A 6,509-nucleotide genomic window follows, 5' to 3' on the forward strand; every position below is an offset into this window, starting at 1 on the left:
GGCTCATTGTTCTTCACCCAGACAAGCTTCGGCGCCGTGAAGCCCGGAAACACGATGTTGCCGGTGAGCCTGCGGAAGCGCGGATCGGCATCGAGCGCGGCCGCCTCGACATGGCTGCGCGTGTCGTTCCACAGGATGCAGGGGCGCAGCACCTTGTCAGAGGCATCGAGCAGGGTCGCGCCATGCATCTGGCCGGAAAGACCGATGCCTTCGACCGCCGCAAGCTCTTTCGGGTGCGAAGCCTTGAGCTCGGCAATCGCCGTCTCGCAGGCCTCTATCCAATGCGCAGGATCCTGCTCGGACCAGCCGGGATGCGGCCGCGAGACGTCGAGCGAACCATGGCCGGAGGCGATCACCTTCTGGCGATCATCGATCAGCAGCGCCTTGACGCCCGATGTGCCCAGGTCGAGGCCGAGATACATGATTTCCTCCCAATGCCATTATTTTTTTCGGATCTCGAAAAAATCTGGCCAGGCCAGTTCTTATGACAAGATCCGCCGCGGGTCAATTCTCTGACAAATCGGCCGCTCGCCGCGAGAACAGCGCCGACAGTGGGCTGTCCGGCCGTGCCAGCGCGCGTTCCGCGGTCAGCGCCCGTGCCAGTGGTCCATCACCGGAACGCAATGCCGCCTCGATCAGCGTCAGGTCGATGACGTCCCGCTGGGCATGGCTGCCGCCGAAGCGGTGCGCGATGGAGCGGATCGGCCGGATCAGCTGAACCGTCTCCGTGTAGCTGCCCTCGCCGAACGCTTTGACCGCGAGCGTCAGCGGGTGGCCGACGTCCCTGGTGAAGGCGGCATTGTCGTCATGCCCGCGCATGGCCTCGCGCTGCGCTTCTAGCAAGGTCTCAGCAGGCGCGCCGAGACCAGCGCCGACAAAGGCCATCATCGCATGCGCGTCGTTGAAGGCGTAATTGCCGGCGGCGGCTTTCGGCATCCAGTTGGCGGCGAGTATCGCCCAGCGGTCGCCGACGTCGACGCCGCCGAGATTGAGACGCCACAGGATTGCCGAGGCATCGACCATGTTGAGCGCCAATGTCGAGCGGTCGCCATAGATCGGCCCGTCATAGAGCCCCAGCACCTCGTCGATCTCGCCGAGGTCGTAGTGAAACAGCGCCAGATGCCACCAGTTGTGGATCTTGAGAAAGCTGTCCTTCGTCCATGCCTCCGGATTGGCGCGCATCCAGGCGATGCCGTCCTTTTGCCGGCTCTGCATCTCCATGACATGCGCCACCGCATGCTGCGCCCAGCCGTCGCGCGGTTCGATCTCGACCGCCTGCCGGCCGAAGCTTTCGGCGCGCACGTAGTCGCCCATTTCCTCCAGCCCGAAGGCCTGCATGCCGAGAACGGCATGATGGCCCGGCATGCCCTTCTGCCAAGTCGGCAGTGCCCGGCCGATGCGGTCGCGCAGCATGCGGGCATTGCCGGTGAAGAAGTCGATCTGGTGCCCAACCTGCAGCGCCAGCGCGTCGAGCGGATTGTCGATCGCAATGTCTTCCAGGATGCGCGCGGCCTCATGCCAGCGGCCCGCGGCGAGATGGCCGAGGGCCGCGACATGCGCCTGCTCACGCGTGGTGGCGACAAGCGGCAGCGCCGCTTCGTGGCAGGTTCGCGCGACAGCCGTTGCCTCCCGCTCGGTGGCGAGGCCGAACAGATAGCCTTTGAACACATGCGCCATGACGAAGCCGGGGTCGTCGGCGATCGCGCGGTCGATTGCAGCGACCGGGTCGCCGATGAAGCATTGCAGCTCATGGACGGCTCTGTCGTAGGACGAAAACCCGGCTTCGGAGGCGCCCGAGTAAGTCAGGCCGAATGCGTCCTTCAGCGCCATGCCATGTCCTCGCTGATCGCGATTTTGCTGTTCGGACTGTGATCCTAGAGCATCGCCAACCAGCCCGCCAACCGTGGACGACACGACTTCGTAGCTACCGCGCTATGCGCACGGCCTCAATTCCCCGAGCGCATCGCCACGGTTGCGATGCCGGCGCCGACCAGCAACGTTCCGCCGGTGCGGTTGAAGATGCGGATCGCCTTCGGGTTGCGCACGATCGCGCGGGCCCTGGATGCCACCAGCGCGTAGCCGAAGGCATTGCTGAAGGCGAGCGCCAGGAAGGTTGTCTCGAAGATAAGCATCTGCGTCCAGAAATCGGCATGCCGGTCGAGGAACTGCGGCAGGAAGGCGACGAAGAAGGTGATGCTCTTCGGGTTGAGCGCGGTGACCAGCCAGGCATGCGCCATCATCCTTGCCGCCGACACCGCGTCGGTGCGCGGTTCGGCCTTGAGGGCGCCGCCGGCGCGGAACAGTCTGATGCCGAGATAGATCAGATAGCCGGCGCCGATAACCTTCAGCACCGTGAACACGGTTGCCGAAGCCGCGAGCAGCGCGCCGATGCCCAGCATCGACAACGTCATGGCAGTGAAGTCGCCGAGCGCGACGCCGACCGCCATCGGCAGCGCGGTGCGCCAGCCCTGGCCCAGCGCATAGGAGACGACCAGGAGGATCGTCGGGCCCGGAATGACGAGAAGGATGGTGGAGGCGGCGGCAAAGGCAGCCCAGTTTTCGAAGGACATTTCCTACTCCTTGAGCGCAAAGAACAGGATAAATCCTGGCGTCGGCGCGATTGTAAAGAGGCCGTGGAAAAAATCTTCAGTACCTGTCTGGTGTCTTTCCTGCAGCCGGTAACGGGCCGTTAGGGTTAAGCCTGGCTCCGGCCTCTTCACGCTTTTTCAACCATGACTGACGAAAATGCCCGTCATCCGGCCGGACCGTGCTTCCCGCCGACAGCGTAGGGTTTGGTGTATGCGCGAGTTGCCGCAAAGTCTGACGCCGCCTTCGAACGGCGACGAAACCGAAATTCTGCTTTCCCGCCGCGCCATGCTTTCCGGCGCAGGCGCCCTGGCGCTGCTCGGCATCGCCGGCTGCAGCACCACCGACACGCTCGACCTGCCGCAATTGCAGATCGACGACACCACGACCGGCTCGGTGCATCCTATGCGTCCGGCGATCAGCGTCGACAAGAATATCACCGGCCCGGACGTGATGTATGCTTCCCTCACCGATGGCGGCTTCCAGGTGCCGGCCGTGCCCTGGCAGAAGGTTAAGCCGGAGTTCCGCCGCCAGATCGTCGTCGACAAGACCGGCGAGGCGCCCGGCACCATCGTCGTGCATCTGCAGGAGCGCATGCTCTATCTGGTCCAGCCCGGCGGCGACGCCATCCGCTACGGTGTCGGCATCGGCAAGGACGGCTTCCGCTGGTCGGGCCGCGCCAACATCCAATATGGCCGTGAATGGCCGGTCTGGACGCCGCCGCCGGAAATGATCCAGCGCAAGCCGGAACTGGTGAAGTGGCAGGGTGGCCAGCCCGGCGGCCTCACCAACCCGCTCGGCGCCCGCGCGCTCTACATCTACCAGAACGGCAGGGACACCGGCTATCGCATCCACGGCTCGCCGGAATGGTGGAGCATCGGCCAGGCGATGTCGTCGGGCTGCGTGCGGCTGATCAACCAGGACATCATCGACCTCTACAGCCGCGTATCGAAGAAAAATCCGGTCGTCGTCGTGTGATCTTTTCCGGCGGCCCACGCGGCCGCCAATCTTCTTGTTTTGTCCCAAAACGGCTGCACACTTTTGGGCGATACGCATCAGTTCTTCCGTTGCGCGATGCCGCAAGACAGGCGAAGGTGCCCTGAAAACCTTCGCCTCGGGAGAGAAAAAACATGGCCGGAACTTTCGTCATCGCGCAGGGCGGCGGCCCGACCGCCGTCATCAACCAGACGGTCGTCGGCGCCACGCTGGAGATCCGCAAGCGTCATCCGGGCGCCAAGGTGCTGGGCTCGATCCATGGCGTGCGCGGCATCCGCGACGGCAACTATGTCGACCTCTCCGCCATCCCCGAGGACCGGCTGCGGCTGATCGCCGGCACGCCGAGCGCGGCGCTGGGTTCGACCCGCGACAAGCCCGACGCCGCTTATTGCGAGGTTATTCTAAACGGTTTGAAGAAGGCCGGCGCCGACGCCTTCATCTATATCGGCGGCAACGACACGTCGGGCACGCAGCAGATCCTGACCGATGCCGCGGGCGGCACGATGGCCTTCGTGCACGCGCCGAAAACCATCGACAACGACCTCGAGGAGAACGACCACACGCCGGGCTTCATCTCGGCGGCCGAGTTCGTCGCCGGCGCCTTCCTCTCGGTCGATCTCGATTTCCGCGCGCTGCCCGGCATCTATGTCGGCATCGTCATGGGCCGGCATGCCGGCTTCCTGACCGCCGCCGCGGCCGCCTGGCAGCTCGACCCCGACAGCGGCCCGCATCTGGTCTACGTGCCGGAGCGCGCCTTCTCGGCCGAACGCTTCATCGACGATGTCCGCAGGACGCTCGACCGCCACAAGCGCTGCATCGTCGCCGTCTCGGAAGGCGTCAGCACCGCCGACGGCAAGGCGCTGGTCGAAAGCCTGGTGCCGCCGGAAAAGCTCGAGCGCGACCAGCATGGCAACGTCAAATTGTCGGGCAGCGATCTACCGGCGGCGCTCGAAAGGGCCTTGGCCGAGGGCCTGCCGGGCAAGCGGGCGCGGGTCGACGCTCTGGGCTACATGCCGCGCGGCTATGTCGGCACGATCAGCGCCGTCGACGCGCAAGAAGCCTTCGATGCCGGCGCCTTCGCGGTTGCGGTCGCTGAAGAAGGCGGCGGCTCGGTGGCGCTGCAATATGACGGCGCAAAGACCGTGCTGAAGAAGGTGCCGCTCAAGGCCGTCGCCGGCAAGACGCGCCACATGCCGGACGATTTCATGAAGCCGGACGTCAACCAGCTTTCGGAGGCTGGCATGGCCTATCTGAAGCGGCTGGTGCCGGAAAAATACAAGGTCGGGAAGCCCTTCGTCTGATGGGCGACCTTGTGGTGGGCGACTGGTTCGGCAAGGCGATTGTCGATGCCAGGACGACGATGCTGACCGAGCCGTTCGTGCATGATTTCGTGCGCGCCAACATCTGGCACCTCAAGGGCCGCGACGCCGACCTTTTGGTCGATACCGGCATGGGCATCTGCCCGCTGGCGCCCGAGATCGACACGCCGGCGGGCAAGCCGCTGATCGTCGTCGCCACCCACATCCACCTCGACCATGTCGGCTCGCTGCATGAATTTCCGTTGCGGATGGGGCCGAAGGTGAGCGCGGCGCGATTCGACGGCATGGATGATGCCGTCACCTACGCTTACATGTTCCACAATCTCGATGGCGCGGTGTCCAAATTGCCGGCGCCCGGCTGGGAGGCGGCCAATTATCGGATTCCGCCGGCGCCGCTGACCCGCGCGCTCGACGAGGGCGATATCGTCGATCTCGGCGACCGAAAATTCCGCGTGCTGCATCTGCCTGGACATTCGCCGGATTCGATCGCGCTGTTCGACGAGGCTGACGGCCTGTTCTTCGCCGGCGACGCCATCTATGACGGCATGCTGATCGACGATTTGCCGGATTCGGACCGTGCCGCCTATTGCCGCACCATGCAGCGTCTGCTCGACCTGCCGATGCGCATCGGCCATGGCGGCCATGGCCCGAGTTTCAACGGCGCGCGGATGCGTGAGATCGCCTCCGCCTATCTGCGCCGAAGAGAGCGGTTCGTGAGCGCTCTCTGAATTAAATCTTCGTAAGGTCGCGGCAAAACCCTAATTCGGGCCATTCCACGCCCTAGATGCGTGGCTGTCGATCCGGCCGGCTGCCATGCACGGCGAGACAGGCAGTCCCGGCCGTCGACACGCCGACGGGCGCGTGCTTCGAGAACCACCCGCGGCGCCGGATCAACTCTCGCCCGGACAGAACGACCATGTCACCATTAAGCATTCTTCGCAGACATCGCGTCGCGGCCCTGCTGGGCGCTGCGCTGATCATCTCTCCCGTCGTGGTTTCCTTTGCGCAGAACTCCGGCACTGCCGGTCTGAGCAACGTGGTCGCGACGACGCAGACGCCGGTCGCGGGCATCACCGCGCCGAACGGCTCGTTTGCGCCGGTCGTCGCCACCGCCAAGCCGGCTGTCGTGACCGTGACGACCGTGATGAAAGCACAGCCCGGGACGATGGGCGACGGCTCGCCATTCGACGGCAATTCGCCATTCGACCAATATTTCCAGCAGTTCTTCGGCGACCAGGGCATACCGATGCCGAAGACCCCGCCGCAACAACAACAGTCACAGCGGCAGGAGGCTTTGGGCTCCGGCTTCATCGTCGGGTCGGACGGCAACATCGTCACCAACAACCACGTCGTCGACGGCGCCACCTCGATCAAGGGGACGCTCGACGACGGCACCGAACTTCCCGCCAAGCTCGTCGGCCACGACGCCAAGAACGATCTGGCGGTGCTCAAGATCAAGGCGAGCAAGCCGCTGCCGACCGTGAAATGGGGCGATTCCGACAGGCTGATGACCGGCGACCAGGTGCTGGCGATCGGAAATCCGTTCGGCATCGGTACCACCGTCACCGCCGGCATCGTTTCGGCGCGCGGCCGCGACCTGCATAGCGG

The 6,509-nt window shown here is 64.9% G+C and carries 7 protein-coding genes; 4 read left to right on the forward strand and 3 right to left on the reverse strand.

Annotation, left to right across the window (positions count from 1 at the left end):
- The 3 genes from EOA29_RS21140 to EOA29_RS21150 all read right to left on the reverse strand — a co-directional run.
- A partial coding sequence (locus EOA29_RS21140; RefSeq protein WP_245468500.1) for an FGGY family carbohydrate kinase occupies window positions 1-422 on the reverse strand: 422 nt, incomplete at its 3' end.
- An 82-nt stretch (window positions 423-504) separates the two neighbouring features.
- Window positions 505-1,830, reverse strand: coding sequence for a tetratricopeptide repeat protein (locus tag EOA29_RS21145; protein ID WP_126090667.1), 1,326 nt, complete (start codon window positions 1,828-1,830; stop codon window positions 505-507).
- Between the two features lie 116 nt (window positions 1,831-1,946).
- On the reverse strand, window positions 1,947-2,570 hold the full coding sequence (locus tag EOA29_RS21150) for a LysE family translocator (RefSeq protein ID WP_126090668.1): 624 nt from the start codon (window positions 2,568-2,570) through the stop codon (window positions 1,947-1,949).
- A gap of 229 nt (window positions 2,571-2,799) precedes the next feature.
- Between EOA29_RS21150 and EOA29_RS21155 the strand changes: the two genes are divergently transcribed.
- The 4 genes from EOA29_RS21155 to EOA29_RS21170 form a co-directional block, all read left to right on the forward strand.
- Window positions 2,800-3,564 (forward strand): L,D-transpeptidase, encoded by a 765-nt coding sequence (locus EOA29_RS21155; RefSeq protein ID WP_126090669.1) that lies wholly within the window; start codon window positions 2,800-2,802, stop codon window positions 3,562-3,564.
- A gap of 152 nt (window positions 3,565-3,716) precedes the next feature.
- Complete coding sequence (locus EOA29_RS21160; protein WP_126090670.1) at window positions 3,717-4,883, forward strand: diphosphate--fructose-6-phosphate 1-phosphotransferase; 1,167 nt, start codon at window positions 3,717-3,719, stop codon at window positions 4,881-4,883.
- Window positions 4,883-5,629 carry an MBL fold metallo-hydrolase gene (locus tag EOA29_RS21165; protein WP_189350414.1) on the forward strand — a complete coding sequence of 249 codons (747 nt, stop codon included), beginning with the start codon at window positions 4,883-4,885 and terminating at the stop codon, window positions 5,627-5,629. Before EOA29_RS21160 ends, EOA29_RS21165 begins: the two co-directional genes overlap by 1 nt.
- Window positions 5,630-5,817: 188 nt before the next feature.
- A partial coding sequence (locus EOA29_RS21170) for a trypsin-like peptidase domain-containing protein (RefSeq protein ID WP_189478949.1) occupies window positions 5,818-6,509 on the forward strand: 692 nt, incomplete at its 3' end.

This window comes from Mesorhizobium sp. M1E.F.Ca.ET.063.01.1.1 (assembly GCF_003998155.1).
Lineage (GTDB): Bacteria > Pseudomonadota > Alphaproteobacteria > Rhizobiales > Rhizobiaceae > Mesorhizobium.